This window comes from Microbacterium sp. A93, assembly GCF_051842835.1.
In genome coordinates, this window is sequence record NZ_JBPXMT010000017.1 from 1 (window position 1) to 26,383 (window position 26,383).

At 65.0% G+C, this 26,383-nt stretch carries 25 protein-coding genes; 18 read left to right on the forward strand and 7 right to left on the reverse strand.

The features are described 5' to 3' along the window. From ACSU1G_RS31490 to ACSU1G_RS31500, 3 genes are all read left to right on the forward strand, one after another. Positions 1-936: 3-hydroxyisobutyryl-CoA hydrolase (locus ACSU1G_RS31490; RefSeq protein WP_439285095.1), on the forward strand; the 936-nt coding region annotated here is incomplete at its 5' end. Positions 937-951: 15 nt separating this feature from the next. Beyond that, a complete protein-coding gene (gene mmsB / locus ACSU1G_RS31495) occupies positions 952-1,860 on the forward strand; it encodes a 3-hydroxyisobutyrate dehydrogenase (protein ID WP_439285097.1) in 909 nt (302 codons plus the stop codon). Positions 1,861-1,871: 11 nt separating this feature from the next. Next, on the forward strand, positions 1,872-2,648 hold the full coding sequence (locus tag ACSU1G_RS31500; protein WP_439285099.1) for an enoyl-CoA hydratase: 777 nt from the start codon (positions 1,872-1,874) through the stop codon (positions 2,646-2,648). A 35-nt stretch (positions 2,649-2,683) separates the two neighbouring features. Here ACSU1G_RS31500 and ACSU1G_RS31505 read toward each other — a convergent pair whose 3' ends face one another. Further along, complete coding sequence (locus tag ACSU1G_RS31505) at positions 2,684-3,217, reverse strand: MarR family winged helix-turn-helix transcriptional regulator (protein WP_439285101.1); 534 nt, start codon at positions 3,215-3,217, stop codon at positions 2,684-2,686. Positions 3,218-3,423: 206 nt separating this feature from the next. Here ACSU1G_RS31505 and ACSU1G_RS31510 point away from each other — a divergent pair, with 206 nt between their 5' ends. The 6 genes from ACSU1G_RS31510 to ACSU1G_RS31535 are packed head-to-tail and all read left to right on the forward strand — an operon-like array spanning position 3,424 to position 10,587. Beyond that, complete coding sequence (locus ACSU1G_RS31510) at positions 3,424-4,260, forward strand: pyruvate, water dikinase regulatory protein (protein WP_439285103.1); 837 nt, start codon at positions 3,424-3,426, stop codon at positions 4,258-4,260. Between the two features lie 37 nt (positions 4,261-4,297). After that, entirely contained in the window at positions 4,298-6,694 is a 2,397-nt protein-coding gene (gene ppsA / locus ACSU1G_RS31515; RefSeq protein ID WP_439285105.1) for a phosphoenolpyruvate synthase, read from the forward strand. A 48-nt stretch (positions 6,695-6,742) separates the two neighbouring features. Then, positions 6,743-7,765: a TIGR03557 family F420-dependent LLM class oxidoreductase gene (locus ACSU1G_RS31520; protein WP_439285106.1), complete on the forward strand. Its 1,023-nt coding sequence runs from the start codon at positions 6,743-6,745 to the stop codon at positions 7,763-7,765. Between the two features lies 1 nt (position 7,766). Further along, positions 7,767-8,591: a coenzyme F420-0:L-glutamate ligase gene (cofE, locus tag ACSU1G_RS31525; RefSeq protein WP_439285108.1), complete on the forward strand. Its 825-nt coding sequence runs from the start codon at positions 7,767-7,769 to the stop codon at positions 8,589-8,591. Beyond that, positions 8,569-9,585 carry a glucose-6-phosphate dehydrogenase (coenzyme-F420) gene (fgd, locus tag ACSU1G_RS31530; protein ID WP_439285110.1) on the forward strand — a complete coding sequence of 339 codons (1,017 nt, stop codon included), beginning with the start codon at positions 8,569-8,571 and terminating at the stop codon, positions 9,583-9,585. Before cofE ends, fgd begins: the two co-directional genes overlap by 23 nt. A gap of 15 nt (positions 9,586-9,600) precedes the next feature. Beyond that, entirely contained in the window at positions 9,601-10,587 is a 987-nt protein-coding gene (locus ACSU1G_RS31535; protein ID WP_439285112.1) for an LLM class F420-dependent oxidoreductase, read from the forward strand. Positions 10,588-10,623: 36 nt separating this feature from the next. On the opposite strand, the gene ACSU1G_RS31540 is transcribed toward ACSU1G_RS31535, so the two are convergent. From ACSU1G_RS31540 to ACSU1G_RS31560, 5 genes are all read right to left on the reverse strand, one after another. After that, positions 10,624-11,019 carry a PPOX class F420-dependent oxidoreductase gene (locus tag ACSU1G_RS31540; RefSeq protein WP_439285113.1) on the reverse strand — a complete coding sequence of 132 codons (396 nt, stop codon included), beginning with the start codon at positions 11,017-11,019 and terminating at the stop codon, positions 10,624-10,626. Beyond that, on the reverse strand, positions 11,016-11,867 hold the full coding sequence (locus ACSU1G_RS31545; protein ID WP_439285115.1) for an ABC transporter ATP-binding protein: 852 nt from the start codon (positions 11,865-11,867) through the stop codon (positions 11,016-11,018). The genes ACSU1G_RS31540 and ACSU1G_RS31545 overlap by 4 nt, the downstream gene beginning before the upstream one ends. Then, positions 11,864-12,931 (reverse strand): putative F420-0 ABC transporter permease subunit, encoded by a 1,068-nt coding sequence (locus ACSU1G_RS31550; protein ID WP_439285117.1) that lies wholly within the window; start codon positions 12,929-12,931, stop codon positions 11,864-11,866. The genes ACSU1G_RS31545 and ACSU1G_RS31550 overlap by 4 nt, the downstream gene beginning before the upstream one ends. Beyond that, on the reverse strand, positions 12,928-13,935 hold the full coding sequence (locus ACSU1G_RS31555; RefSeq protein ID WP_439285119.1) for a putative F420-0 ABC transporter substrate-binding protein: 1,008 nt from the start codon (positions 13,933-13,935) through the stop codon (positions 12,928-12,930). Before ACSU1G_RS31555 ends, ACSU1G_RS31550 begins: the two co-directional genes overlap by 4 nt. Positions 13,936-14,131: 196 nt before the next feature. After that, complete coding sequence (locus tag ACSU1G_RS31560) at positions 14,132-14,992, reverse strand: LLM class F420-dependent oxidoreductase (RefSeq protein ID WP_439285121.1); 861 nt, start codon at positions 14,990-14,992, stop codon at positions 14,132-14,134. A 131-nt stretch (positions 14,993-15,123) separates the two neighbouring features. Between ACSU1G_RS31560 and ACSU1G_RS31565 the strand changes: the two genes are divergently transcribed. The 9 genes from ACSU1G_RS31565 (at position 15,124) to ACSU1G_RS31605 (ending at position 24,764) form a co-directional block, all read left to right on the forward strand. Beyond that, the gene (locus ACSU1G_RS31565) at positions 15,124-15,696 is read left to right on the forward strand and encodes a hypothetical protein (protein WP_439285123.1); all 573 of its coding nucleotides are present in this window, start codon (positions 15,124-15,126) and stop codon (positions 15,694-15,696) included. Between the two features lie 68 nt (positions 15,697-15,764). Beyond that, complete coding sequence (locus ACSU1G_RS31570) at positions 15,765-16,778, forward strand: LacI family DNA-binding transcriptional regulator (protein WP_439285125.1); 1,014 nt, start codon at positions 15,765-15,767, stop codon at positions 16,776-16,778. Positions 16,779-16,922: 144 nt separating this feature from the next. Further along, positions 16,923-18,257: an ABC transporter substrate-binding protein gene (locus ACSU1G_RS31575; protein WP_439285127.1), complete on the forward strand. Its 1,335-nt coding sequence runs from the start codon at positions 16,923-16,925 to the stop codon at positions 18,255-18,257. Positions 18,258-18,336: 79 nt separating this feature from the next. Next, complete coding sequence (locus ACSU1G_RS31580; protein ID WP_439285129.1) at positions 18,337-19,242, forward strand: carbohydrate ABC transporter permease; 906 nt, start codon at positions 18,337-18,339, stop codon at positions 19,240-19,242. Positions 19,243-19,250: 8 nt separating this feature from the next. Continuing rightward, a complete protein-coding gene (locus ACSU1G_RS31585; RefSeq protein ID WP_439285131.1) occupies positions 19,251-20,201 on the forward strand; it encodes a carbohydrate ABC transporter permease in 951 nt (316 codons plus the stop codon). Continuing rightward, positions 20,198-21,496 carry an arabinan endo-1,5-alpha-L-arabinosidase gene (locus tag ACSU1G_RS31590; protein ID WP_439285133.1) on the forward strand — a complete coding sequence of 433 codons (1,299 nt, stop codon included), beginning with the start codon at positions 20,198-20,200 and terminating at the stop codon, positions 21,494-21,496. Before ACSU1G_RS31585 ends, ACSU1G_RS31590 begins: the two co-directional genes overlap by 4 nt. Then, positions 21,493-22,152, forward strand: coding sequence for a YesL family protein (locus ACSU1G_RS31595; RefSeq protein ID WP_439285135.1), 660 nt, complete (start codon positions 21,493-21,495; stop codon positions 22,150-22,152). Before ACSU1G_RS31590 ends, ACSU1G_RS31595 begins: the two co-directional genes overlap by 4 nt. Before the next feature lie 93 nt (positions 22,153-22,245). Next, positions 22,246-23,745 (forward strand): arabinosylfuranosidase ArfA, encoded by a 1,500-nt coding sequence (arfA, locus tag ACSU1G_RS31600; protein WP_439285137.1) that lies wholly within the window; start codon positions 22,246-22,248, stop codon positions 23,743-23,745. A 35-nt stretch (positions 23,746-23,780) separates the two neighbouring features. Further along, complete coding sequence (locus ACSU1G_RS31605; RefSeq protein ID WP_439285139.1) at positions 23,781-24,764, forward strand: arabinan endo-1,5-alpha-L-arabinosidase; 984 nt, start codon at positions 23,781-23,783, stop codon at positions 24,762-24,764. A gap of 62 nt (positions 24,765-24,826) precedes the next feature. Here ACSU1G_RS31605 and arfA (ACSU1G_RS31610) read toward each other — a convergent pair whose 3' ends face one another. After that, positions 24,827-26,353 (reverse strand): arabinosylfuranosidase ArfA, encoded by a 1,527-nt coding sequence (gene arfA, locus ACSU1G_RS31610; RefSeq protein WP_439285140.1) that lies wholly within the window; start codon positions 26,351-26,353, stop codon positions 24,827-24,829. Positions 26,354-26,383: the final 30 nt, after the last annotated feature.

A 26,383-nucleotide genomic window follows, 5' to 3' on the forward strand; every position in this document is an offset into this window, starting at 1 on the left:
ACACTCGCTCAATGGGCCACAGATGACTCTGTCGCCACCGTCGCGATCGTCGGTGCGGGCGAAAGGGGGCTCTGCGCCGGTGGAGATATCGTGTCGCTGTACAACGATGCCATCTCCGGCGATGGTGCCACTTCTGCCGCGTTCTGGTTCGACGAGTATCATCTCAACGCCGAGATTGCCCGCTTCCCGAAGCCGATCGTTACCGTCCAAGACGGGATCGTTCTGGGAGGAGGGATCGGCATCTCTGCGCATGCATCGCACCGAGTGGTGACCGAGCGGGGGCGTCTGGGCCTGCCCGAGGTTGGTATCGGATTCGTCCCGGACGTCGGAGCAACCTGGTTGCTTTCACGCGCGCCCGGCGAGATTGGGACGTTCCTCGCGCTCACCGCGGCGTCTGTCGGTGCGGCGGATGCGATCGAAGTCGGACTCAGCGACGTCTACATCCGATCCGAAAGGATCGCGAATCTACTGGCGGCACTTGAGACGACCGACGCTGGTGAAACGGTCATGCTTCTCTCGGAAGACCAAGGAGAGGCACCGCTGCGTGCTGCGCGTTCCTGGATCGATGAGGCGTTCGCCACGGATGATGTCGATGAAATCATCAGTCGTTTGCGCGCGAGCGGGATCGCAGAAGCAGGCCAGGCCGCAGACGCGATCGTTGCCAAGTCGCCGACGGCGCTGGCTGTGACCCGAGAATCGTTGCGCCGCGCCGCTCAGCTGTCGTCGCTGGAGGAAGCCCTCGACCAGGAGTATCGGGTGTCGCTGAGGATGCTCAAGGCACACGATTTCACTGAAGGCGTTCGAGCGCAGGTCATCGACAAGGACCGGAACCCCAGGTGGGAGCCGGCCGGTGCCGTCGAAACGGCAGTTGTCACAGCATTCTTTGACCCGTTGGATGTCCGTGAACTGGGCCTTGCTGCACGCACGGCCACCTGAAGGAGAAGTGAAAATATGACGAATATCGCATTCCTTGGCCTGGGCCACATGGGAGGTCCCATGGCGGCCAACCTGGTGAAGGCGGGCCACAGGGTCATCGGCTTCGACCCGATGCCCGCCGCCCTCGACGCTGGACGCGCGGCCGGTATCGAGATTTCCCCGGATGCCGTCTCCGCGGTGGCGGATGTCGACATCGTGATAACGATGCTCCCCAGTGGCGCGCATGTGATTGACGCGTATTCCGGTGTGGCGGGCGACCCGGGGCTGTTGGCCTCGGCGAAGCCGGGGACGTTGTTCATCGATTCTTCGACGATCGCCGTCGACGAAGCTCGGAAGGCTCACGACCTGGCCCTTGAGTCGGGGCACCGCGCAGCGGATGCCCCGGTCTCGGGCGGCGTGGTCGGTGCGGAGAAGGGCACGCTGGCGTTCATGGTCGGAGCCAGCGATGAAGACTTCCAGACGATCCAACCGATCTTGGATGTGATGGGCGGACGCATCGTGCACTGCGGCGGCTCGGGACTGGGGCAGGCAGCGAAGGTCTGCAACAACATGATCCTCGGGATCACCCAGATCGCCGTCGCCGAGGCATTCGTGCTCGGCGAGCGGCTCGGGCTCAGCCATCAGGCGCTGTTCGATGTCGCATCGAACGCCTCCGGGCAGTGCTGGGCGCTGACGACGAACTGTCCCGTCCCCGGCCCCGTGGCTACCAGCCCCGCGAACAACGATTACGAGCCCGGGTTCGCCGGTGCCCTGATGTCGAAGGATCTGGGGCTCGCGGAATCGGCCATCGACCTGACCGGCGTCGATGCGCAGCTTGGGCGTCATGCCCGTGAGATCTACCGCGCGTTCGCCGACGGTGATGGTGCACGCAAGGACTTCTCCGGAATCATCAACACGATCCGTGCGCAGAGCGCGGACGCCTGACAGGAGCAACTGTGAGCGACTACGAAACGATCATCACCGAGACCAAAGGCCGTGTCGGCTGGATCACGCTGAACCGTCCCGAGGCGCTCAACGCGCTGAACGCGAAGCTCATCAGCGAGGTCGTCGCGGCCGGTAAGGCCTTCGATGACGATCCCGCCATCGGTGCCATCGTGATCACCGGTTCCGCGAAAGCGTTCGCAGCGGGAGCGGATATCAAGGAGATGGCGGACAAGGGATACATCGACATGTATCTCAACGACCCCTTCGCCGATTGGAACGACTTCGGCCGGCTACGTACCCCGGTGGTTGCAGCGGTCGCGGGATTCGCGCTTGGTGGCGGATGTGAGCTCGCGATGATGGCGGACATCATCCTCGCCGCCGACACTGCGAAGTTCGGTCAACCGGAGATCAACCTCGGTGTCATCCCCGGTATCGGCGGCACCCAGCGTCTTCCCCGTGCGATCGGGAAGTACAAGGCTGCTGAGCTGGTGCTCACTGGACGCATCATGGGTGCCGAAGAAGCCGAGCGGTCAGGCCTCGTTTCACGAGTCATTCCTGCCGATGAGCTGCTGGACGAAGCGGGGAAAGTCGCTGAGACGATCGCGTCGAAGTCGCTCCCGGTCGTCTATGCGGCCAAGGCCGCGTTGCAGGCGGCGCAGGAGACCACCCTCGCCGAGGGGATGCGGTTCGAGAAGCAGGCGTTCGCGGCGACGTTCGCTCTGGATGACCAGACCGAGGGTATGGCCGCCTTCCGTGACAAGCGCCCGCCGGTCTTCACGCACCGCTGAGCACCTGATGCTGTGCGCTCGCTAGGCGTACAGCATCAGAGCGGGTCAGGCGGCTGCACTGGGTCCGAGAAGTCTCCGGCCTCCTTGCGGAAGCGTGCGAGGATCCGGACGAGGTCGACGGTGTCTTCATCAGCGAGCCCGACGTCACAGAACACTTCGTTCAGTGCTGCGGTTGCCGACTCGATGATCCCCCGGCCGGCGGGAGTCAGGACGACGAGGGCGGCTCGGCCGTCATCAGGATGTTGTTCACGCTGCACCAGCTCGTCTTTCACGAGACGTGTCACAGTGTTCGTCACACTCGTCGGGTGAACCTGCAGGCGCGCTATCGCACTAGCCATCGGCATCCGGCCCTCGCGCGTGAAGGCGAGAAGCCGCAGCATCTCGAACCGTGCGAAAGAAAGCCCGAAAGGCTTCAACGTCCGCTCCACTCGCGCGAGCATGAGCTGCTGTGTGCGCATCACCGACGTCACGGCCGACATGCCGGCGGCGGCATCCTGCCACCCGTGAACGGTCCACTGGCGCTTGGCCTCAGCGATCGGGTCAACAGGAAGCGGATTGTTGCGTGTCATCGTTCACTCTCCCCTTCACCGTCAAACATATTCGTTCTGACTCAATCGGCAGAATGCACCACGCAGGGCTTGTCGGCGCACGGGTGGGCGAGCAGCGGTCCCACAACGGAAAGGGAAAGACTTCGTCTTACCGGTCGGGTAAATATGCAGAATCCTTCGCCATGAAATGGCCATTCATCATGATGAACTTTCCGTAGCGTTGTCTCATGACCACTCCCGTAGTCGCTGACATCGCAGCCCCGCGCGCCGCGTACTTCGTCTCGGACAGCACGGGTGTCACCGCCGAAACCCTCGGCAACGCACTGCTCGCAAACTTCCCCGGCATCCGCTTCCTCAAACACACAATCCCGTTCGTCGTAACCGACGCCGAGGCGCGCACCGTCGTCGCCAGCATCGACGCTGACGCAGAACAAGGCCGCGCACCGCTCGTCTTCACAACGGTTAAGCACGCCGCACTCCGCAGCATCCTGGCCACCTCCAAAGCCACACTCATCGACCTCCTCGCAGGTCACCTGACCGAACTCGAGCAGGCGCTCGGCACGACGGCATCCGAACAGCTCGGCCAGTTTCATGGCCTAGGCGATACCGACCGATACTTCGCGCGGATGCGAGCCGTCGAGTACGCGATCGAGCATGATGACGGGCAGAGCTCCAGGGCCCTCGACCAGGCCGACGTCGTCATCATCGCCCCGTCGCGCTGTGGCAAGACGCCGACGACGATGTACCTCGCGCTGCAGCACGGCCTTCGCGTCGCGAACTACCCGCTGACGGACGACGACTACCCGACTGAAGGCCTCCCGCGCAGCGTCGAGAAGTACGGCGACCGCTGCTTCGGGCTCACCACCACGCCCCTGCGACTGAGCCAGGTGCGCCACGAACGGCGTCCCAGCTCGCAGTACTCCAGCCTCGAGCAGTGCACCATCGAGCTGCGTCGCGCCGAAGACCTCTACCGACGAAACCGTGTTCCCTTCCTGAACTCCTCGACCAAAAGCGTCGAGGAGATGTCCGCGGTCATCATGCAGACCATGAAGCTGCGTGCGTGACCGTGTTTTCAATGAGCCCAGTGAAAGAGGCATCACTATGAGCAACATCCTCTGGTTCGACGAGGTCGGCATGGCAGACCTTCCCCAGGTCGGCGGAAAGAACGCCTCCCTTGGCGAGATGGTGTCGCACCTCTCCGACCTCGGCGTGCGCGTGCCCGGCGGCTTCGCGACGACAGCGGATGCTTATCGCTCCTTCCTCTCGACAAGCGGCCTCGACCTGCGCATCCGCGAGGCGGTCGACGCGATCGACGTCGATGACGTCACCCAGCTCTCGCGCGTCGGCGCAGCGGTACGCGAATGGATCGAGCAGCAGCCGCTTCCCGCCGACATCGAACGCGATATCCGTGACGCCTACACGCGCCTGGTCGAGAACGACCCGGCACCGGATGCCGTCTCCTGGGCCGTGCGCTCATCAGCCACAGCCGAGGACCTCCCCGACGCCTCCTTCGCGGGTCAGCAGGAGACGTTCCTCAACATCTCCGGCATCGAGCACATCCTGCAAGCCGTGAAGCAGGTGTTCTCCTCGCTCTACAACGACCGCGCAATCTCATACCGGGTAAACAACGGCTTCGACCACCACGACGTCGCGCTCTCCGTCGGCGTGCAGCGGATGGTGCGCTCTGACATCGGAGCATCCGGAGTCATGTTCACCGTCGACACCGAATCCGGTTTCGAGGACGCCGTCTTCATCACCAGCTCGTACGGGCTGGGGGAGGCTGTTGTGCAGGGTGCCGTGAACCCCGACGAGTTCTACGTCTACAAGCCCGCGCTCGCCGCCTTCCGCCCGGCGATCCTCAAGCGCTCCGTCGGCGAGAAGGCCATCGCGATGCGGTACACCGAGAGCGAGCAGGTCGGCGGCACGACCGTCTTCGAAGACGTCCCGGCTGACCTGCGCCGACTGCTCAGCATCACGGATGCCGAGGTCGAAGAGCTCGCCCGGCACGCCGTCACAATCGAGCAGCACTACGGCCGGCCCATGGATATCGAGTGGGCGCGCGACGGCGTCGATGGCAGGATCTACATCCTGCAGGCCCGACCGGAGACCGTCGTCTCCCGCGCCGACGCGAACGTCATGCGCCGCTTTGTGCTCGCAGAGCGCAGCGAGGTGCTCTCGACCGGACGCGCGATCGGCCAGAAGATCGGCTCCGGCGCGGTGAGCGTGCTCCGCAGCATCGACGAGATGGCGAGTTTCAAGGCGGGCGACGTACTCGTGGCAGATATGACCGACCCCGACTGGGAGCCGATCATGAAGAAGGCATCCGCGATCGTCACCAACCGCGGCGGACGAACCTGTCACGCGGCGATCATCGCGCGCGAGCTCGGTATCCCCGCCGTCGTCGGCACGGGTGATGCCACCAGCGTGCTCCCTGACGGCCTTGACGTCACCGTCTCGTGCGCCGAAGGCGACGACGGCCTCGTCTACCAGGGGCTCCTCGACTTCACAGAGGAGGAGACGCACCTGGATCGGATGCCGGAGGTCCCGGTCAAGATCATGATGAATGTCGGAACGCCCGATCAGGCTTTCTCGTTCTCTCGTCTGCCCAATCGCGGCATCGGACTCGCGCGCCTGGAGTTCATCATCAACCGCCAGATCGGCATCCATCCGCGTGCGCTGCTCGAATACGAATCGCTCCCGGATGACCTGAAGGCCCAGATCACCGACCGCATCGCGGCCTACTCGTCACCACGCGAATTCTTCGTGCAGCGCGTCGTCGAGGGCGTTGCGATGCTGGCCGCGGCGTTCGCGCCGGAGCCGGTGATCGTGCGGATGAGCGACTTCAAGTCGAATGAGTACGCGAACCTGCTCGGCGGTGACCGCTACGAGCCGCACGAGGAGAACCCGATGATCGGGTACCGCGGGGCGTCGCGCTACATCTCGGCTGACTTCCGCGAGTGCTTCGACATGGAGTGCGAGGCGATCCGTCGGGTGCGCGATGACATGGGTTTGAAGAACGTCAAGATCATGATTCCGTTCGTGCGCACGGTCGCCGAGGGCGCAGCCGTTATCGAGCTTCTCGCCGCCAACGGTCTCCGTCGCGGTGAGAACGGGCTCGAGGTCGTGATGATGTGCGAGGTGCCGTCGAACGCGCTGCTGGCGGACGAGTTCCTCGACCACTTCGACGGCTTCTCGATCGGGTCGAACGACATGACTCAGCTCACCCTCGGCCTTGACCGTGACTCCGCACTCGTCGCGCAGACGTTCGACGAGCGTGACCCCGCGGTGAAGAAGATGCTCGCGATGGCGATCGAGGCATGCCTGCGCCGCGGCAAGTACGTCGGTATCTGCGGGCAGGGCCCGTCGGATCATCCGGACCTCGCCGACTGGTTACTCGATCAGGGCATCGAGTCGATGTCGCTCAACCCCGACACGGTGGTGGAGACCTGGATGCGGTTGGCGCAGCGTGCGGATGCGGCGGTGCCCGCGCTTGGCTGACTGGTCGCCGGAGCCCGTGCCCTCTCCATCGCGCAATAAGCTTCCGGTATGACCCCCAGCTTGATGAATGCCACGCCCGGTGAGGTTCATCACGTCGTTGCTCTGGAGCAGTTCGCTCCGGATGCCGCGGTCGAACTGGCGTCCGCGGCCGACAAGAGCGGTTTTGCCGGCACGGTCGTCGCTGACCGGTTCCAGCCGTGGCTGCCCGGCCAGGGAAATGCGTCGTTCGCGTGGACGGTGCTGGGTGCCATCGGGCAGCGAACGACCGGAATGGTGACGGCTTCGGCCGTGCCGGGCTATCGGATGCATCCGGCAGCGGTGGCGCAGGCGAGCGCGACGCTGGCGGCGTTGTACCCGGACCGGCACCGGCTCATCCTTTCCGCGGGTGATGCGATCGACGAACACATCGTGGGCGAGTACTGGCCGGAAGCGTCCGAGCGCGCGGCGAGGCTGTTCGACGCGGCAGAGGTCATCCGCAAACTCTTCGCAGCCTCGGTCAAGGGCAATGACACTCGGCACTCCGGACCGCACTTCCGGCTGGAATCCTCGCGCCTGTGGACGATGCCCACGTCGTCGCCGATGATGAAGGTGTGGGCAGGCGGCCCGATGACGGCGCGGCGTGCGGGGCGCACCCTCGACGGCATCGTCGTGCAGGCGGGCCCAGCAGAGCGACTGACGGCATTGCTCAATGCGTTTCGAGAAGGCCGGCGGGAGGCCGGACGCTCCACAGGACCCGCTCAGACGGTGGTCCACGCCCAGTTGTCGTGGGCACCCACCGATGACGAGGCGATGACCCAGGCCTTGCGGGACTGGCCGATGGCCGGGTTGCGCTTTCCGCGCGGGGATATCCGCTCTCCATTCGACGTCGATCAACTCGCGCGTTCCGTCACAGCGGACGATATCCGCGCACGCATCCCCATCTCGTCCGACCCCGAGGTTCATCGCGCGTACCTGCAGTCACTCTTCGATCTGGGATTTGATGCGATCCATGTGCATAACGTCGGCTCCCCGACGCAGGGCGAATGGCTCGAGATTGCCGGCCGTGAGATTCTTCCGAAATTGGTGAAATGACATGACTGATCGGATGCAGGTGTGGGCACTTACGGGAATCCCTGAAGTTGCCGCGGGCGCCGACCTGCCCAGGATGATTCTGGATGCTATCGCCACCGCCGGAGATCAGCTGATCGACGGTGACATCCTCATCGTCACGTCGAAGATCATCTCGAAGGCCGAGGGGCGGTCGGTGCGGGCGGAGGACCGCGAGGCCGCGATCACCGCAGAGACCGTCCGCGTCGTCGCGACGCGTGAACGCGCGGATGGTGGTGTGACGCGCATCGTTCAGAACCGTCTCGGAATCGTCGGGGCGGCGGCGGGAGTGGATGCCTCAAATACCGAGCCGGGAACGATCCTGCTGCTGCCCCTGGACCCGGATGCGTCCGCCCGTGCGATCGCGTCTGCAATCCGCGAAGAGACCGGCGCGGACGTCGGCATTATCGTGAGTGACACGCTGGGGCGCCCGTGGCGTGATGGGCAGACCGATGTGGCCATCGGCGCGGCGGGAGTGCACGTCTTCGACCAACTGCACGGGGAGCTCGACAGCGCGGGGCGGCCGCTGATCGTGACGCAGCCCTGCGTCGCGGATGAGTTGGCGGCTGCCGGTGACCTGGTCAAGGGCAAGATCAGCGGATGCCCGGTTGCTGTCGTCCGTGGCATGGGGCGACTGGTGGGCGATCTTGATCTTCCTGGCGCCTCGAGCATCGTGAGATCTTCCGAGAAGGACATGTTCCGTTTGGGCGCCGACGAGGCGCACCGGATCGGGTTCGAAGAAGGATATAGAGCTGCCGGTGTGGCCGCTGAAACGAAGGAGACAGTCAATGACGCTGACACTGGGTTATAAGGCATCCGCTGAGCAGTTCGCTCCGCGTGAATTGGTCGATATTGCTGTTGCCGCAGAACGGCACGGCTTCGAATCGGTGGCGGTGAGTGATCATTTCCAGCCGTGGCGGTACACCGGCGGTCACGCGCCGTTCTCGATCGCATGGGCTGCGGCTGTCGGTGCGCGCACCGAGCGGATCCGGATCGGCACCAGCGTGATGACCCCGACGTTCCGCTACAACCCCGCCGTCATCGCGCAGGCTTTCGCGACACTCGGATGCCTGAGCCCAGGACGGGTGTTCCTCGGCGTCGGCACGGGTGAGGCGCTGAACGAGATCGCAACGGGTTTTCAGGGTGCGGGTGAGCAGGAGTGGCCGGAGTTCCGTGAACGCTTCGCGCGGCTGCGGGAGTCGATCCGCCTGATGCGTGCGTTGTGGACGGGGGAGCGGACGAGCTTCGATGGCGAGTATTACTCGACGCACGATGCATCCATCTATGACGTTCCCGAGGGTGGTGTCCCGGTGTATATCGCCGCGGGAGGGCCGCTGGTCGCGAAGTATGCGGGGCGTGCGGGTGACGGGTTTATTTGCACGTCTGGCAAGGGCCGTGAGCTGTATGTCGACAAGCTGGTTCCTGCTGTCAAGGAAGGAGCGGCGGCAGGTGGTCGCAGCTTCGAGCAGATCGATCGGATGATCGAGATCAAGCTGTCCTACGAGGAGACGGCCACGGCCTCGCTAGAAAACACCCGGTTCTGGGCGCCGCTGTCGTTGTCGAAGGAGCAGAAGCACGACATCACTGACCCGATCGAGATGGAGAAGGCTGCGGATGCCCTCCCGATCGAGCAGGTCGCGAAGCGCTGGATCGTGGGCACGGATCCCGACGAGGTTGTCGCGCAGATCAAGGAGTACATCGACTGGGGCTTCAACCACCTCGTCTTCCACGCCCCCGGCCACGACCAGGAACGCTTCATGACGCTGTTCGAGCGTGACCTGGCGCCGAGGCTGCGGGCGCTGTAGCCCTAAGCTGGCCGCATGCGCTTCGGAACTTTCATCCCTCAAGGCTGGCGATTCGATCTCGTTGGCATCGACCCCGCTGATCACTGGACGACGATGCGCGACCTTGCGCAGGCCACGGATGCCGGACCCTGGGAATCGCTGTGGGTGTATGACCACTTCCACACGACCCCGGTTCCCAGCGAAGAGGCCACCCACGAGGCGTGGACGCTCATGTCGGCATTCGCCGCATCGACCAGTCGCATCCGCCTCGGACAGATGTGCACCTGCATGACGTACCGCAATCCGGCGTACCTCGCGAAGGTTGCGGCGACGGTCGACATCGTCTCCGGCGGGCGCACCGAGATGGGGATCGGCGGTGGGTGGTACGAGCACGAGTGGCGCGCCTACGGCTACGGATTCCCCTCGGTGGGTGACCGCCTCCGCCGTCTCGACGAGGGTGTCCAGATCATGCGCCAGGCGTGGACGACGGGCGAGGCCACTCTGGATGGGAAGTTCTACCAGGTAGACCGGGCGATCGTCCGGCCGCTTCCGCTCCAGGAGGGTGGCATCCCGCTGTGGATCGCCGGCGGCGGCGAGAAGGTCACGCTGAAGATCGCCGCGAAGTACGCGGACTACACGAACTTCGCTGGCAGCCCGGAGGAGTTCACCCGCAAGAGTGAGATCCTGCGGCAGCACACGCTCGACGTCGGAACGAATTTCGACGCGATCGTGCGCTCGACGAACTTCAACACCGTGATCGGTGCGACCGAGGCTGAGGTTGCCGAACGGCTCGCCGTGATCGAGGCGCGCGTTGCTCCTCACCTCGGCGACCGTACGGATGCATATATGCAGAACTATCGCGGCGATCAGGGTCTCGCGGGCACTCCGGAGCAAATCGTGGAGCGGCTGCAGGCCATGTCCGACCGCGGGCTCGGCTACGCGATCCACTACTTCCCCGAGGCCGCCTACGACCGGTCCGGGATCGAGCTGTTCGAGCGTGAGGTCATCCCCGCGCTGAGCTGAGCTCGCACCGAGCGCGCTCTGACCCGAGTCGCAGCCTTAGCGACCGATGACGCGGTCGATCGACATCGTGAGGATCACGCGGTCGGCGCTGTCCGCCGGCGCAGGCGTGTCAGGCGTGCCGTACCGGCGACCAAGCTGCTGATAAAACGCACCGGTGGGGTCATCCGTGATCTCGATGAGGCGCCCGCGCACCTCGACGTATCGGGTCGGGTTATCGGAATCGAACACCGCAAGGCTCATTGACGGATTGCGCTGCAGGTTGCGGTACTTGGCCCGCTTGTTCGTGTGAGTGAAGCGGATGGTGTCACCATCGCGTTCGAACCACATCGGGCTCACGTTCGCGGCGTCGTCACGGCCGACCGTGCCCAGGGCGCCGTACAGTGGCCGCTCCAACAGGTCGATCAGATGGTCGGGGACGCTCGAAGTACTCATGCCTCCGAGTGTATCGACGCCCAGGACGGCGAGGACAATCCGGTGGTGGGCTCGACAGGCTCGGCATCCAGCGGCGAGAATGCGATCAACGGTGAGCCGTCCACCGGATGCGGGATGACGTCGGCGCGCACACCGTAGACGAGCTGGATCAGCTGAGGGGTGAGAGTGTCGGTCGGCGCCCCGGATGCCACGACTCGACCGTGGTCGACGACGATGACCTGGTCGGCGTAGCGGGCAGCGAGCGGGAGGTCGTGCAGCGCCGCGAGGATCGCGATGCCGTCGTCGGCCAGCGTGCGCATCAGCCCGAGCGTGTGCAGCTGCGCATGGATGTCGAGGTGGTTAGTCGGCTCGTCCATGAGTAGCAGTGTCGGCTCCTGCGCGAGTGCGCGGGCCAGCAGCACTCGCTGGCGTTCGCCGCCGGAGAGCTCCTGGAACCGCCGCCCTGAGAAGGCATCCGCCCCCGCGCGACGCAGCGCCGCTCGGGCGATTTCAGCATCCGCCTGATCCGGCCCTCCGAGCATCGAGAGGTGAGGAGTGCGCCCGAGAAGGACGACATCGAGCACGCTCAGGTCGAGATCGGTGTCTGCCTGCTGCTCGACGAGCGCGGTGTAGCGTGCCCGCGCGCGGCGACGCATCGTGCGAGCATCCGTCCCGCCGAGCTCGATCGCGCCCGTCGTCGGCGCCTCCGCTGCGGCGATCAGATGCAGCAGCGTCGACTTGCCCGCACCGTTGGGGCCGACGAGCGCGGTGAGGGAACCGGCCTCGACCGTGCAGTCGATACCGTCGATCAGCATCCGCCCGCCACGGTTGAATGAGATGCCGTGAGTACGAAGGGGCGCGCGCGTCATGAGATCCTCCGAGAGCGCAGCAGCAGGAGCCCGAACAACGGTGCCCCGATGAGCGCAGTGACGACGCCGACGGGCAACTCCCTCGGGTCAAAGAGCGTGCGAGCCAGTGTGTCGGCCCAGATCAGGACGATTGCACCGGTCAGTGCCGACAGTGGCAGCAGTACGCGGTGCCGAGCGCCGACGATCAGTCGCACCGCGTGCGGAACGACCAGACCGATGAAGCCGATCGAACCGCTCACCGCGACCAGGCACCCCGTCAGCAGCGCCGTGGCGCCGAGAAGGATCCAGCGGGTTCGTTCGACCGAGACCCCGAGGGATGCTGCCGCGCGGTCGCCGAAGGCGAAGGCATCCAGTGCGCCCGCGCTGAGCATCAGCGGCCCGCCCACCAGTGCAATCGCCGCCAGCGCGAGGATGGCCATCGGCCAGGTAACACCGGCCAGCGACCCGAGCAGCCATCCGAGGATCTCCCGGTAGGTGTCGCCGGTCGCGCTCCAGAAGATCACCAGACTCGTCAGCGCGCCGAGCGCGGCAGAGACGGCGACGCCGGCCAGGATCGTCCGCGACGCGGTCATGCGCCCGATCGCACCGGCCATCACGAGCGTCAGTGCCAGCGCGCCCAGCGCACCGCCGAACGCGGCGAGAGGCAGTGCGATCGAGAACCCCAGCACGATCACCAGGACGGCACCGAGGGATGCGCCGGAGGAGACGCCGAGCAGATAAGGGTCAGCGAGCGGATTGCGCAGCACCGCCTGCATGATCGCCCCGCAGATCGCGAGTCCGGCGCCGACGGCGGCGGCTGCGAGCACGCGCGGCATCCGCAGTTGCCAGATGATTCCGTCGCGCAACGGCGTCAGAGAGGATTCCCCGATCCCCAGATGAGACAGGATGCTTCCCCACACCTCGCCGGCGGATATCTGCGCCGGGCCCAGGGTGACGCTGACCACGACGGAGAGCCCGAGCGCGATGATCAGCGCGACCGTCCACGCACTGGTACGCGCGCCGGACCGATCACGCCGATCGTTATCGGGCGCAATAACCGGTTGATTCGAGGTGAGGGCGGTCACGGCAGGTCGATCGCCTCCAACTGGGTGAGCAGAGACTCGACGGCCTCGACATTGCGGACCCCGGCTTCGGCGGTGGGGAACGGCACGACCAAGTACCGGCCGTTCAGAACCGCCGGAAGCTGCGCCGTCGCCGGGTTCGCCTCGAGCAGGCTGATCTTCTTCTCCGTCGAGCCCCACGCAGAATCGACCAGCACGATGACGTCGGGGTTCGCGTCGACGATGACCTCCCAGCTCAGGCTCGACCAGGTCTCGTCCACGTCTGCGGCGATGTTGGTGAGGCCAGCGGCATCCATCATCATCTGTGGTGCGCCGATGCCGGCGCCGACGAACGGGGTGTCGCTGCCGGAGCTGAACCAGAGCGCGGTCAGGCCGCGGTCATCAGGGGTGACCGCATCGAGTCGGGTCTGCAGTTCGGTGACGAGGTCGGCCGCGGCATCCGATGCGTCGAAGATCGCACCGACCTGCTCGATCTCGGCGAAGACGTCATCGAAAGTCAGCGGAACCGGCTGATAGCCAGGCTCCTGGCAGGCCGAAGGCGAGACGAACGTGTTCACGCCGAGAGAAGCGAGCACCTCGCGGTCACCGGCGCCGTCGGCCGTGACGTTCGACTCCCACCCCGCGTACACGAGGTCAGGTTCGAGCTCGAGCGTCGCCTCTTGGCCGGGCACCTTGTCGGAGATTACCGGGACCTCGGCGCCACGATCTGCCCACGCTTCTGCGAGCGGTCCGTCCGAGAAGGCAGTACCGATCATCCGGTCTTCCAGGCCCAACGCGAGCATCATCTCGATCGAGGTCGACTTGATCGCGAGGGTGCGCTCTGGCGCTTCGTCGAACGTGACGCGGGTACCGCAGTTGTCGATCGTCAGCGGGTAAGCAGAGCCCGCAACGGAAGCCGGGACATCTTCTGCCGCCGTGCTCGGCGTGCTGGCGGAGCATCCGCTGGCGACGAGCGCGGTGAGCAGAATGGCGGATGCCGCGAGAGGGCGGCCGGTGACAACGGGCATGGATCTCCTGAGCGCAAGTCGAAAGTGAAGACGTGCGGCCAAGATTCCGGCCGAGAAACCCCGCCAATGCGGGCGAGGTGTGTCGCGAGTCTAGCGGAACGGACGGGCGCCGTGCACAACTTCGGATCACGGGCGCGACACGCCGGTCTGCGGCATCCGTTCTCGGGGTGTCACCCTTTCGAATCCGAAGTTGTGCCTACGCGGAGAGCCCGAGCTCGATCGCGAGCGGACGCAGAGTCTCCAGCGGGTCGTCACTGGCGGGCAGCACCTGGACGCAGACGTGGTTGGCGCCGGCATCGAGGTGGCCACGAACCGTTGTCGCGAGCTGGGCTGCCGTCCCGTGCGGTGTGAGCGCATCCACGGCTGCGTCGGTCGCTCCGTCGTCGAGATCCGCGGCGGCGAAGCCGTGGCTCTCCAGCGTGCGCCGGTAGTTCGACAAGCCGAGATAGCGGGAGAGGAAGCGGCGACCCGCTGCGCGGGCTTCATCCTGGTCTGTGTTCAGGATGAGCCGCTGTTCCGGCGCGATGAGGGAGTCGTCCCCGACGACCTCGCGGGCGAACCGGGTGTGCGTTGGCGTCGTCATGTATGGGTGGGTGCCCGCAGCGCGTTCGGCCGCGAGTTTCAGAGTCTTCGGTCCGAGCGCCGAGATCACCCGACGCTCGGCGGGCACTCCCGCGTCATCGAGTGCATCGAGATAGGCGACGAGCGCGGCGTACGGCTTCTGGTAGGTGTCGCCCTGGGCCTCACGGTGGCCGATACCGATGCCGAGGAGGAACCGACCGGGGTGGGTCTGCTCGAGGCGATGGAACGATGCTGCGACCGAAGCGGCCGGGGCGGTCCAGATATTCACGATCCCGGTGGCGATCGTCAGGTGCTCAGTGGCATCCAACAGCTCTTCGGCGATGTTGAGATCGGCCGCAGGCGAGCCGCCGATCCACAGCGCTCCATATCCGAGCTTCTCGATGGAGGATGCGATCTCGGGGGTGAGGAGGCTGCCGCCGCGCCACACGCCGACCTGGCCGACTGACTGGATTGCCGATGATGGAGAGATGGGCATGTGGATCCCCTTTATGGTGAAATCGCCGTGCTTCACGGCCGGTGATGAGGACCGTGGGTGGCACTGCGCAGGAGCCTACACGTCGCGATCGATCCGACGGCGATGAGCCGGTGCATGCCAAAGTAGAACCCATGAGGAAAACGGCGCGAAGAGTCACCGCCATCGTCAACGTTCCTGCTCGGAAGAAGGCGAAAGTTGCCCTGTGTACCGCGGTGATCGCGGCGGGCTTCGTCTTGACCGGATGCACCGCTCCGACGGCGGAGGAGACGGCGCCGCACGTCGAGCAGACGCCTTCCGAGGTGACCGAGCAGACCGCCGGGCCCGAACCCACGCCAGAGCCCACGCCCGAACCCACGCTGGGAGCGACCGAGAGCTTTCGGGCATGGCTGGAGGCTTCACGCATCCCCGAGGTCGATGAGGCCTGTGCCACGTTGGCTCCCGAGCTCGTGACTCGCATGCTCGCCGAAATGGCGGAGTCGGGCATCGAAGCTTCCTCGTGCGAGGAGATGATCACGGTCACCGCAGATCTTTACCGCGCATTCGATCAGAACGCAGACATCACCATCGCCGCCGTGTCGGAGACCGAGACGGATGCAGTGCTGCACGTCACCTATCTCGCTTCCGGCGATTGCGGAACGGTTGTCATGACGCGTCCGGCATCCGAATGGATCATCACCGAGCAGACGCAGGAAACATGTGAGTAGTCGCACGCGCTCCGTGCGCTGAGCACGATCGATACAACGTTGTAGAGTGGCCGAAAAGGGGGTAGCGCATGGCGGCGACGCTGCATGACGTGGCGAGGCTCTCCGGAGTGTCGATCAAGACGGTCTCGAACGTCATCCATGACTATCCGCACATCCGCCCCGAAACGCGGGCGAAGGTCGAGAAGGCCATCGCTGAGCTCGGCTATACGCCGAACCTCACCGCCCGGAACCTCCGCTCGGGACGCACCGGTGCCATCGCTCTCGCGCTGCCGGATCTGAGCTTGGCGTACTTCGCCGAGCTTGCCGCTCAGGTCATCCACGAAGCGGAAGCCGCCGGAGTGGTCGTCCTCGTCGAGCAGACCGGCGCGGATCGCACCCGCGAGCTCGAACTGCTGCGCAGCCCCAGGCTCAAGCTCACTGATGGTCTCATCTTCAGCCCGCTCGGCATGGGCCAGGAGGATGCCGCGGCACTCGATGTGTCGTTTCCGCTCGTCCTTCTGGGTGAACGCATTTTCGATGGGCCCACTGACCACATCACGATGCGCAATGTGGATGCCGCGCGCGCGGCAACCGAGTATCTGATCGCCTCCGGAAATCGCCGTATCGCCGTTGTTGGTGCACATGAGGGCGAAGTGATCGGATCGGCGGGTCTGCGTCTGCGCGGCTATCGAGAGGCATTGGATGCCGCAGGCATCCCCTTCGACGAGAGCATCGTCGGCTACACGACCCTGTGGCATCGCGCGAACGGCGCCGAATCGATGCGTGAGCTGCTCGCGCGCGGAGTGAAGTTCGATGCCGTCTTCGGGTTGAACGACACCCTCGCCCTCGGTGCGATGCGCGTATTGCAGGAAGCCGGGCTGCGGGTGCCTGACGACGTGCGCGTGCTCGGATTCGATGGGCTGGACGAGGCCGAGTACTCCATCCCGTCGCTGACGACGGTCGATCCCGGCCGAGACTGGATCGCGAAGACCGCGGTCGCAACGCTGCTTGAACGCATCAAGGGCGGCGATGTGGGCGAGCCTCGCACTCTCCTGTCCGACTTCCGCATCCTGTCTCGTGAATCAGCGCCCGCCACTCACTGAACAGGTCGTTGACAGGGTCCAGCATCCTGTGTCACTATTCTCTACAACGTTTACTACAACGTTGTAGAAGTTTGGGAATCTCGTTATGGCCATGGGCCACACGACATAGATGTCACGTAATCCCCCGAGAGGAAACACAGCACAATGAAGTCACGAATCCTTGCCGCAGTGGGCGTGGTCGCCCTCGCGTCGGCAACCATCACCGGCTGCTCAAGCGGCGGCGACACCGGAGACAGCGGCGGCACCGACACGCTCACCTTCATGTTCCGCGGAGCTGACGCTGAGAAGGCCGCGTACACCGCTGCCATCGAAGAGTTCGAGAAGACCCACGACGTCGACGTCAAGATCATCATGACGACCGCAGACGAGTACAGCACCAAGCTCAAGGCCGCCATCACCGGCAGGCAGATCCCCGATGTCTTCTACGTCGACCCTGGCAGCGTGCAGGCCTACGTGAAGACCGGCATCATCAAGGACCTCACCGAGGCAGTGGAATCCTCCGACGTCGTGAATCTCGACAACGTCTGGGACTACGGCATCGACAGCTATCGTTTCGACGGTGAGCTCATGGGGCAGGGCCCGATCTACGCCATGCCCAAGGATGTCGGGCCCTTCTCCTTCGGCTACAACAAGACGATGTTCGAGGCGGCGGGCATCCCGCTGCCCGACATCGACACCCCGTACACATGGGACGAGTTCGTCGCGATCTCGCAGCAGCTCACGCAGGACCTCGACGGCGACGGCAAGGTCGACCAGTGGGGCACAGGACTGAACGTGACCTGGAACCTGCAGCCGTTCGTCTGGTCCAACGGTGGAGACTGGCTCAACGAGGACCGTACCGAAGTCACCGTCACCGATCCCGAGTTCGCCGAGGCTCTGCAGTTCTTCGCCGACCTGTCGACCGAGTACGAGGTCACCCCATCGGCCGGCGACGCGCAGACGCTCGACACCTACCAGCGCTGGATGCAGGGACAGATCGGGTTCTTCCCGGTCGCACCGTGGGACATCCCCACCTATGAGACTCTCGACTTCGAGTGGGACCTGCTCCCATACCCGGTCGGCGCCACCGGCGAACCCGCCACCTGGATCGGCACGCTCGGCTTCGCTGTCGCTGAGTCGTCGAAGAACGCTGATCTGGCATCTGAGCTCGCGATCTACCTGAGCGTCGACCCGACCGCGCAGCAGGCTCTCGTCGATGCCGGCATTCAGGTGCCGACACTCATCGACATGGCCGATGAGTGGGTTGCCGCCTCGACGCTGCCGCCGAACAACAAGCAGGAGTTCCTCGACATCCTCAAGGACTACGGCCGCGCGCTGCCGGCGAACACCACCTACAGTGCCGAGTGGTATGACGAGCTCTTCAAGAACATCCAGCCTGTTCTCGACGGAGACCAGACCGCTGCGGACTACCTCGAAGAGGTGCAGCCACGCATGCAGGAGATGCTCGACAAGGCGAACGCCGAAGCCGGCATCGGCTGACCGGCAGACGGATGCCGCGGCTCTATGCGGCCGCGGCATCCCTCCCCGACCCTTCCCTGTGTGAGAACGAGGACCCCTCATGACGACGACGTCCACTCCCCGTCGATCGAAGCTGCACCGCCGCGAGCATCAGGCCGCACTCGGCTTCGTCGCGTTGCCGGTGATCGGCTTTCTGATCTTCATCGCCTATCCGCTGGTGTTCTCGGTGTACGCCTCCTTCACCAAATGGAACGGCCTGAGCGCTCCGGTGCCGAATGGGTTCGACAACTTCGTCGAGATGTTCGGTGATCGCTACTTCTGGCAGTCGATGGGCAACACGGTGTTCTACATGATCGGCATCCCGATCGGCCTCGTCCTGTCTCTCCTGCTGGCCCTGGCGTTGAACCGCAAGATGCGCGGCACCACTTTCTTCCGCACCGTCTACTACGTGCCGGTGGTCTCATCGCTCGCGGCCGTCGCCATCCTGTGGCAGTGGGCCTACAACGGCGACTTCGGCCTGGTGAACCAGGTGCTCGCGATCTTCGGCGTCGAGGGACCGAACTGGCTGCAGAACCCCGACACCGCCAAACCCGCGATCATCATCATGTCGGTGTGGAAGGGGCTCGGCTTCTCGATGCTGCTGTATCTGGCGGCGCTGCAGTCCGTGCCGCCGCACCTGCTCGAGGCAGCATCCCTCGACGGTGCCAGCGCATTCCAGAAGTTCCGGCACATCATCGTTCCGCTGCTAAACCCGGTCACCTTCTTCCTTGTGGTGACCAGCATCATCGGCGGGGCTCAGATCTTCATTGAGATCAACATCATGACCCCCACCGGTGGCCCGGAATTCTCGACCGCATCCATCGTCTGGTACATCTGGCAGAAGGCATTCAACTACCTCCAGATGGGCTACGCGACCTCGATGTCGGTGGTGCTCGGACTGCTCGTGTTCATCATCACGGCCATCCAATTCCGACTCAACCGCCGATTCCAATTCTCGATCGACTGAGGCGAGCCATGTCCAATACTCTGTCTTCCCAGGCTCCGGCCATCCTCGGCTCGACCACTGTCGGCGACGACACCGCCACGCATCTGCTGCCACGTGGTCGCGGGCGCCTTCCCGGGCGCAAGCTGTCGCGCTCATACCGAATCGTCAACGCCATCATGCTGGCGGTACTCAGCCTCGGCGGCGTCGTCATGGTCGCGCCGCTGGTGTGGACCTTCAGCACCTCGCTGAAGACCCGTGAGGCCGTATTCGCCCTGCCGCCGCAGTGGATTCCCGACCCGGTGATGTGGGAAAACTACATCAGGGTCTGGTCCGCGGCACCTCTCGCCACCGGCATTGTCAACAGCGTCATCGTGTCCGCGACCGTCACCATCTTCGGCACCGTCACCTCGATGCTGGCGGCGTTCGCCTTCGCGAAGATGCGCCTGCCGATGAAGAACGTGCTTTTCCTAATGCTGCTGGCAGCCATCATGATCCCGTTCCCGACGATCATGATTCCGCAGTTCTCGCTGTTCGCCGGCGTGGGCCTGGTCGACACCCTCTGGCCGCTGATCCTGCCTGGCATTTTCGGCAATATCGTCATGGTCTTCTTCATCCGCCAGTATCTCGATTCTGTGCCGGATTCGATCATCGAGGCGGCCAAGATCGATGGCGCGGGTTACCTGCGCATCTTCTTCACGCTGATCTTCCCCGCCATCCGTCCGGCGATCGCGGCACAGTTCATCCTGTGGTTCATGGCGGTGTGGAACGACTACCTCGGCCCGATCATCTACCTGAACTCGCCGGAGAAGCAGACGCTGCAGCTCGTGATCGCGAGCCTCAACATGACCTATGCGAGCCAGACCGACTATCCGCTGATCATGGCGGGATCGTTCATCGCGCTCATTCCGGTGCTGGTCGTGTTCATCATCTTCCAGCGTCAGATCATCGAGTCCGTCGCGTTGACGGGAGCCAAGGGATGACGATCCACGCACCCAGTGCTGACACGACGACGTGGGGGGCGCGCAACGCACACGACCCGACCGTCGTGCACGGGGACGACGGCCTCTGGTACATGTTCTCGACCGATGCCGCCGCACGCCTGGACGAGATCCCTGCTGGCGTTCATGTGCGCACGTCGCCCGACCTGGTGCACTGGACGTTCGCCGGTACTGCGCTGGACGGAGTGCCGGATGCCGCGAGGCAGCACTCCGGAGCCGTCGGCCTGTGGGCGCCGGAAGTAGTGCGCTGGCCGGCCGCCGACGACTCCCGCCGCTGGCACATATACTACTCGGCATCCTCGTTCGGGTCGCGAACCTCGGCGATCGGACTGGCCACGGCGCCGGAGGCGCGCGGACCATGGACCGACGAGGGCATCGTCGTCTCGACATCGCACGATGACGACGGGTACAACGCCATCGACGCTGCGATCGTGTTCGACCGCGACGGCGTCCCCTGGCTCACCTACGGGTCGTTCTTTGGGGGCATCCACACGCTGCCGCTCGACGTGGGAACCGGTCGGCCTGCGCGTCCTGCGGATCGTGGCACGCTCATCGCCCGGCGTCCTGCCACCGTCGATGGCGCGATCGAAGGCGCCTACATCGACTACGACGCCGACGCCGATCTGTACGTCCTTTACGTCTCCTACGATTCACTGTTCGATACGTACAACATGCGGGTCGGGATCGCAGCGCAGATCCAGGGCCCGTACCTCGATGCCGCCGGCCTGCCGTTGCTCGATCCTGCCGAGGACGACGCGGCGCGTGCCGGGACGAAGATCCTCGGCGGGCACCGGTTCGCCGGCGGCGAGGCCTGGATCGCGCCGGGGCACAACTCGACATTCCGTGACGGCCAGGCCCGCTTCGTCGTCCATCACGTTCGCCGCGCTGACGACCCGGCCCAGCACGAGGCGCAGATCCGGCGCGTGCACACCACCGCGTCCGGCTGGCCGGTCGTGTCACCTCACCCGTTCGCCGGCTACGCCGCCGAGACGCTGCCCGCCGCCCGCGAGGTCACGGGGAACTGGCAGGTGGTGTGCTTCGCGCCCGAGCAGAGCGCACTGATCGACGCCGTTCCCCTCGCTGTCACCGGCGCGATGCGCACTGCGGGTGATGCCGTCGCTGGGGAGATCGTCCTGCATGCCCCCCGCGGTGACGTGCGTCTGGATGCTGTCGTCTTCGGCGCATGGGATCCGGTTGCTGCCCGATCGGTCCTGGCATTCGGTGGTCTCGATGACACCGGTGTGGTCTGGGTCGGGTCTCAGGAGGTCGGATCATGATTATCGAGCATGGGTGGGCAGGGCGGGTGATGACCTGGCTGCGTGTCGTATCGACACTCATCATCATCAACCTGATGTTCCTTGCAGGCGTCCTCGTCGGACTCGTCGTGCTCGGCGTCATGCCGGCGGCCGTCGCGGCGACAGCGTGCCTGACCCGACTTCGTGACGGTGAGAACGACGGGATGGTCCGCGCGTTCATCGCGTCATACCGTGGCGCGTTCTGGCGCGCCAACCTGCTCGGCGTTCCCTTCGCCATCGTTCTGCTGCTGATCCTCGCCGACACCGCGGTGCTGCCATTGCTGCCCGCGCCGGCCTCCGCCGCGTTGGTCGTCGTGACCTGGGCGATCGCTGCCATCGCTGTGGTGGCATTGGTCGCCGTGCTCACGATCGATGTGCGCTACGAGGATCGCCCGCTTGCGACGCTACGGTACGCGGTGATGCTTCCGCTGGTCTCGCCGCTGATGAGTGCCGTCATGCTGGTGTCTCTGCTTGCCGTTGGTGCCGCACTCGCGCTGTTGCCCATGCTCGTCCCACTTGTCGGTATCTCGGTGCCGCTGTTCATCAGCGGATGGTTCATCGACCATCGGCTGGCCGGGCTCGACCCAGGACACCCCCGTGCCGCTGAGCGCCCGCCCGTGGCGCTGCCGGCGCACTGAGCTATCCCAAATCCACCACCCCGCGGGCCTCGCCCGCTGTATCCGTGCTGCCCCAGCCGGTCCATCAAAGAGAGATCAAAGAGAAGGAAAATCGTGAGCACCGCACGCATTTCTGTCGACCGCGAAGCAGTCGTCGCCCCCCTCAACCGAAGGATCTTCGGGTCGTTCGTCGAGCACCTGGGGCGCTGCGTCTACGACGGCATCTACGAGCCCGGCCACCCGACCGCGAACGAGGACGGCTTCCGCCTCGACGTCGTCGACCTGGTGCGCGAGCTCGGCTCGAGCACCATCCGCTACCCCGGCGGCAACTTCGTCTCCGGCTTCCGCTGGGAAGACAGTGTCGGGCCCCGTGAGCAGCGCCCCGTACGCCGCGACCTCGCATGGCACGCGCTGGAGACCAACCAGGTCGGCGTCGACGAGTTCTCGCGCTGGCTGAAGCTGACCGGCTCCGAGTTGATGATGGCCGTCAACCTGGGGACCAGGGGCATCGAAGCTGCTCTCGACCTGCTCGAGTACTCCAACCATCCATCTGGCACGGCGCTGAGCGACCAGCGCATCGCCAACGGTACGCCGGAGCCGCACGACATCCGCATGTGGTGCCTCGGCAATGAGATGGACGGTCCCTGGCAGACCGGCTACATGACGGCTGACGACTACGGCAAGATCGCGGCCCGCACGGCGCAGGCGATGAAGGCGGCAGACAAGAACCTGGAGCTCGTCGTGTGCGGCTCTTCCGGTTCGGGTATGCCGACCTTCGGCGATTGGGAGCGCACCGTCCTCGAGCACTCATACGAGCACGTCGACTACATCTCCTGCCATGCCTACTACCAGGAGCGCGGCGGCGACCTCGCCTCCTACCTCGCCTCGTCGATCGACATGCAGTACTTCATCGAGACCGTCGTGGCCACCGCCGATCACGTCGGCAACAAGTTGAAGTCGAAGAAGAAGATCAAGCTCTCCTTTGACGAATGGAACATCTGGTACCTCGATGAGCACCGCGACTCTGACGAGGTCAACGACGAATGGCGCTACGCCCCGCGTCAGCTGGAGGATGTGTACTCGGTGGCGGATGCCGTGGTCCTCGGCAACCTGCTCATCACGCTCCTGCAGAACCACGACCGCGTGGTCTCGGCATCCTTGGCGCAGCTCGTCAACGTGATCGCCCCGATCATGACCGAGCCAGGTGGGGATGCCTGGCGTCAGACGACGTTCTTCCCATTCTCCGTCACCTCGCGTCTGGCGAAGGGTGAGGTGCTGAAACCGCGTATCGACGCTGGCACGTACGAGACGGCCGTGTATGGCGCAGCTCCGCTCATCGACTCGGTCGTCACCCGCTCCGACGACGGCTCGGCAGTGTTCCTGGTCAACCGCAGCCTGACGGAGTCCATCGAGGTCACGGTCGATGTGGCCGAACTGGGGATCTCTTCGATCGAGGAGGCCGTCACGCTCTGGGACGACGATGTATACGCGAAGAACACGCTCGTCGACCAGGACCGTGTAGGGCTCAAGTCGCTCGAGGGCGCGGTGCTTACGAATGGTGTTCTCACCGTGACGCTGCCTCCTGTGTCGTGGTCGGCATTGTCGTTGGTGTGAGGGCAGCCATCTTGAGACCAGCGATCTTGAGATCAGTGACCGCCGTGGCCGCGATTCTTTTCGCGGCCACGGCGCTCGCCGGATGCTCCCCGGCCGTCGCTCCCGAGCTCAGCGGTGACATCTGGGTACACGATCCGGCGTATGTTCAGCAGGACGACGCCTCGTACATTTACTCCACCGGCAACGGTCAGATCGGCGACGGCAACATCCAGATCCGTCGCTCGGAAGATGACGAGATCTGGGAGTACGTCGGCGAGGTGTGGAGTGAGAAGCCGGCCTGGCTTGAGGAACGCGTGCCGGGAGTCGACAACCTCTGGGCGCCCGAGCTCTACGAACACGACGGCACCTGGTACCTCTACTACGCCGCATCCACGTTCGGAAGCAACCGTTCGGTGATCGCGCTCGCCACCAACACGACGCTCGAGCTCGAAGACCCCGACTATGAGTGGGTCGATCGCGGCGAGGTCATCGCCAGCGAGGGGACCGACTTCAACGCGATCGACGCCGGCATCGTCGAGGATGCCGACGGCACTCCATGGATGTCATTCGGATCGTTCTCCAGCGGTCTGCACATGGTGCAGCTGGAATGGCCGAGCGGCCTGCGCGCGGACGATGAAGAACCGCTGCTGATCGCCGACCGCGGCCTCGTGGAGAACGCGATCGAGGCGCCGTTCATCCTGCCCCATGACGGACAGTTCTATCTGTTCGCCTCACGCGGCTTCTGCTGCCGCGGGGTCGACAGCACCTACGAGATCATCGTCGGTCGATCGGATGCCGTGACCGGCCCCTATCTGGATGCCGACGGTGGCGAACTGCTCGACGACGGCGGAACGGTCATCCTGACGACAGACGGCACACGGATCGGGCCCGGCGGCCAGTCCATCTCCGGCGACATGCTCGCATTCCATTACTACGACGGCAACGCCGACGGTCAGTTCACGCTGGGCTTGCTGCCGCTGCGCTGGCACGATGGCTGGCCTACCGCCGAATGGCCAGCGGAGTCGGACCCGTTCAAGTAGCGCAGATGGCTGCATCCGATGGGTGGATGCAGCCATTTGTGCCTGTCGAATGCGAGTGGCGGCTACGCCGCGAGCTCGATCACTGACCAGGACAGCGGGGGCAGCGTCGCGCGGACGGCACCCTCGACAACCTCTGCCGCGGCAAGCGGCACCATGCGCACGGCATCCGGTGCCGTCTCGAGGTTTGCTGTGTGGCGATCGCCGGCGTCGGGGATCGTCAGCGTCTCGGCGTTCGTGACCCGCAGATCGCCGAGGCCGCGAAGGTCGATCGTGAGGTCGTTCGACTCCTCCAGCGACCGGTTCGCGACGAATACGACGACCTGCCCCGTCTCCTCGTCATACGTTGCCGCGGCATCCACAGCGTCGACATCGCCGTAGCGCTTCGTGCTGATCTGCGACGACGACACAGCGAGGCGCAGGATGCGACCGCGTGCGAGCTGCGACATCCGGGCGAACGGCCAGAAGCTCGCCTGTCGCCACGCCGCCCCACCCTCTTCGGATCGGATCGGCGCGATCACGTTCACGAGCTGCGCCTGGTTCGCGATGCGCACCCGGTCGCCGTGGCGCAGCAGGCTGTTGAGGAACGTGCCGACGACGACGGCATCCGTCACCGAATATGTGTCTTCGATCAGGCGAGGGTGGGTGCGCCAGGACTTCGATACCTGGTGCGGCTGGTCCTCGCTGTCGAGGCCGCTCTGGTACCAGACGTTCCACTCGTCGAACGAGATGTCGACCTGCTTGGTGTGCTTGCCCGCGGCCTTGACCGCGTCGATTGTCGCGACGACGCCCTCGATGAAGGCATCCATCTCCACCGCTTCGGCCAGGAACGACTCTGCGTCACCATCGTGCTCCTGGTAGTAGGCGTGCATGGAGATGTAATCGACCTCGTCATAGGCGTGTGTGAGCACCGTGTGCTCCCACGTCCCGAAGGTCGGCATTCCTCGATTAGAGGATCCGACGGCCACCAACTCGATCGACGGGTCGACCAGCTTCATGGCCTTCGCCGACTCCTGAGCGAGGCGGCCGTATTCGTGGGCGGTCTTGTGTCCGATCTGCCACGGCCCGTCCAGTTCATTGCCGAGGCACCAGAGTTTGATGTCGAAGGGGTCAGCCGCACCGTTCTTGCGACGCAGGTCTGACCACGCCGTGCCGCCGGGGTGGTTTGCGTACTCGACGAGTGCGCGCGCCTCCTCGACGCCGCGGGTGCCCAGGTTGATGGCCTCCATCACTTCGACTTCGGCTTCCTTCGCCCAGTCCACGAACTCGTGCAGGCCGAAGGCGTTGGTCTCGATCGTGTGCCAGGCGCCGTCGATGCGTGTCGGGCGCTCGGCGGCGGGGCCGACCCCGTCTTCCCAGCGGTAGCCGGAGACGAAGTTGCCGCCCGGATAGCGGATGACGGTCGGTCCCATCTCGCGTACCAGCTCCAGCACGTCCTTCCGGAAACCGCGCGCGTCGGCTGCCGGATGGCCTGGTTCGTATATGCCGGTGTACACGCAGCGACCCATGTGCTCGACGAACGAGCCGAAGAGCCTGCGCGGCACCTCGGCGATCGTGAAGTCGCGGTCGATGGTGATACGGGCCTTGCTCATTGTGCTCCTTGATTCTGGCTCTGACGCCGG